We start from the raw sequence: 2,980 nt of genomic DNA on the forward strand, positions 1-2,980 counted from the left end.
CTCCAACACCACCATCAACCTCTATTTTTAAATGTGGGTTTCTGTTTCGGGCCAACGCTTTCAAATCGTACAATTTTTTGTAAGTATTGGGGATAAATTTTTGCCCGCCAAAACCTGGATTGACAGACATGATTAACACCAAATCTAAATCAGTAATCAAATCTTCCAGCAAGCCAACTGGCGAATGCGGGTTTAGCGCAACGCCAGCCGTACAACCTGCGCTTTTGATGAGTTGAATGGTGCGGTTTAAATGCGTGCAAGCTTCGAGATGGACGGTAATATTTGCTGCGCCGTCTTTTGCAAATTGTTCGATGTATTGGTCCGGGTTAACGATCATCAAATGCACATCAATTGGTTTGGTTGCAATGGGTTTGATGGCTTTTAAAACCGGAAAACCAAAAGAGATATTCGGCACAAAAACACCGTCCATCACATCAAAATGCAGCCAGTCGGCCTCGCTTCGGTTCAGCATTTCCACATCGCGTTGCAGGTTGGCAAAATCAGCCGCCAAAAGAGAAGGCGCAATTAAATGTTCCATGTTTCAAATATATAAATATGTGCAAATATTGGTTTTGATTGAAGTAAGAATGTTTTCACTAAAAAACCCGATGCTTCTTTTACCGGTATAAAATTAGTGTCAATAAACAAAAACGCCCGAACCATTTTATTGGTTCGGGCGCATTTGAAAAATTTCAAAAACTTACTTGGTTACCCACATTACGATCACCGCCAAAACAAGCAGTATTAATAAGATGAGGCTGATGCCAACAATTTTTGAACCTGCTTTTTTTTCCTGTTCGGCCATGTAATAATAATTTTAGGTTGATAAAAAGAGTATCGGATTATAAATAAGATTCTAAAACGTTGTTGCGTGAAGTATGGCGCAAACGCTGCAACGCTTTATCTTTCAACTGACGGACACGTTCGCGGGTAATCATAAAACGTTCGCCAATTTCTTCCAAAGATTGCGGTGTTCCAGAGCCTAAACCAAAAAACAGGATGATCACTTCACGGTCGCGTTCCGGCAAAGAAGACAGGGAACGCATTACTTCCATCGAAAGTGATTCCTGGATCATGCTGTAATCCGTAGCCGGATCACCGTGTTGCAACACATCCAATAATGTGTTTTCTTCTCCCTGAATAAACGGCGCATCCATCGAAACGTGGCGGCCAGAATTATTTAACGAATCAGAAATGCGTTCTTCCGTAGTTTCCAAATCAACAGCCAGTTCTTCCGGTGTTGGTTCGCGCTCAAACTCCTGCTCTAAACGAGAGTAAGCTTTGCGAATTTTGCTTAAAGAACCAACTTGGTTTAAAGGCAAACGAACGATACGTGATTGTTCTGCAACAGCAGATAAAATAGATTGGCGAATCCACCAAACAGCGTAAGAAATAAATTTAAAGCCTTTGGTTTCATCAAAACGTTTGGCCGCTTTAATCAAACCTAAGTTTCCTTCGTTAATTAAATCTCCTAAAGTTAAACCTTGGTTTTGATATTGTTTTGCTACAGAAACAACAAACCTTAAATTTGCTTTGGTCAATCGTTCTAAAGCAGCTTGGTCTCCTTCACGTATTTTTTGGGTTAAAATAACTTCTTCTTGTGCTGTGATCAAGTCTACTTTACCAATTTCTGTAAGATATTTATCCAGCGATTGTGATTCGCGGTTGGTGATAGATTGGGATATTTTGAGTTGTCTCATAATGTAAATGCCTGGGATTTTAAATTGTTAGCTTAAAAAAATTAACGGGCAGGGCTAAAAATTTTAATGTAAAAAGATCAAATGTACCTTAATTTGTTTAACGCAACGAATATCTTAATGTTTTTAATTGTAAACATTATTTGACATTCTGTTAAGATTTTGTATTTTATTTAGTACAATACTTAAACGAAATTAAGCGGCAAAATATTTTCTTATTAAGTCATGAAGCAGTCAGCAAAGCGTCATTATAAAGCATTGGCAATACGTGCAATGCTTCTTTTACCGGCATTTTTTTAGTAGCTAATTTTGTTACTGATCAAACTTTTCCAGCAGTTTCAACAACGTTTCAAAATCTTTGGGATAAGGTGCATTGACCGTAATTTCCTCTTCCGCATTAATTTTTAAAGAAATTTCAAAAGCGTGTAAGGCAAAGCGTTTCATAACCGGCAGTTCTTCCTGGTCTTTGCCTAAACGGTAATTGCGTTTCAAATCAGACAATAAAACCGGCTTGCCTTTGTACGTTTCATCACCGGCAATGGAAGCGCGTTGCGTAGCCAAATGTATGCGGATTTGGTGCATCCTTCCGGTTACCGGCCGGCATTCGACCAACGTATAATGTTTAAAATATTTGAGGGAATTAAACCAGGTTTCGGCGCGTTTGCCTTCCTGCCTGCTGATAGTTACGTTGCCTTTGCCTACATTTAAAATGGGCAAATCAACCAGTAGGTTTTCAAAAACATGCGTACCATCAATTATAGCATGATATACTTTTTTTACCTGCCTTTTTTCAAACTGCATGGAAACAGCGCGGTAAGCTTCCGGGTTTTTGGCAAACACCAAGGCGCCGGAAGTTTCTTTGTCTAAACGGTGGCAAACTTGTGCATCGGGCCAATATTGTTTGGCTAAACGAAGCATGTTGATATCGCCGCCTTCCCTTTCATCCAAAGAACTTAAAAAAGGAGGTTTGTTTACAATGATCAGATCTGCGTTTTCAAATAAGATCAGATCCTGGAATTTAGGAATTTTCATCTGCGGCAAATATCGCAGATTTACGCCGTTTTACAGCAACTCAAATTTGTAGCCCACGCCTTTTACGGTAGAAACGTAATTTTCGCCCAGCTTTTCGCGCAGTTTTCGGATGTGGACATCAATCGTCCGGTTGGTTACCACGACAGAATCTTCCCAGATATTTTTCAAAATCGCTTCCCGCGTATAAACTTTGCCCGGTTTGGAGGCAAGCAGATAAAGGAGTTCAAATTCTTTTTTTGCCAGTACAACTT

4 protein-coding genes are annotated in these 2,980 nt (G+C 39.6%); all 4 read right to left on the reverse strand.

What is annotated here, in order from left to right:
- On the reverse strand, positions 1 to 538 hold a 538-nt coding region (gene rpe / locus Q0192_RS01980), incomplete at its 3' end, for a ribulose-phosphate 3-epimerase (protein WP_366518129.1).
- A gap of 304 nt (positions 539 to 842) precedes the next feature.
- The gene (locus tag Q0192_RS01985; RefSeq protein WP_299285286.1) at positions 843 to 1,700 is read right to left on the reverse strand and encodes an RNA polymerase sigma factor RpoD/SigA; all 858 of its coding nucleotides are present in this window, start codon (positions 1,698 to 1,700) and stop codon (positions 843 to 845) included.
- 309 nt (positions 1,701 to 2,009) lie between these two features.
- Entirely contained in the window at positions 2,010 to 2,729 is a 720-nt protein-coding gene (locus Q0192_RS01990) for an RluA family pseudouridine synthase (protein WP_299285289.1), read from the reverse strand.
- Positions 2,730 to 2,759: 30 nt separating this feature from the next.
- Positions 2,760 to 2,980, reverse strand: a 221-nt coding sequence (locus tag Q0192_RS01995; protein ID WP_299285293.1) for a helix-turn-helix domain-containing protein, incomplete at its 5' end; no start/stop codon positions are given.

Source organism: uncultured Mucilaginibacter sp. (assembly GCF_937859865.1).
Taxonomy (GTDB): domain Bacteria; phylum Bacteroidota; class Bacteroidia; order Sphingobacteriales; family Sphingobacteriaceae; genus Mucilaginibacter_A.

Excerpts from the sequence above, each read along its gene's own strand:
- Q0192_RS01985 (WP_299285286.1), bottom strand. The coding sequence starts at position 1,700 with ATGAGACAACTCAAAATATCCCAATCTATCACCAACCGCGAATCACAA.
- Q0192_RS01990 (WP_299285289.1), bottom strand. The coding sequence starts at position 2,729 with ATGAAAATTCCTAAATTCCAGGATCTGATCTTATTTGAAAACGCAGAT.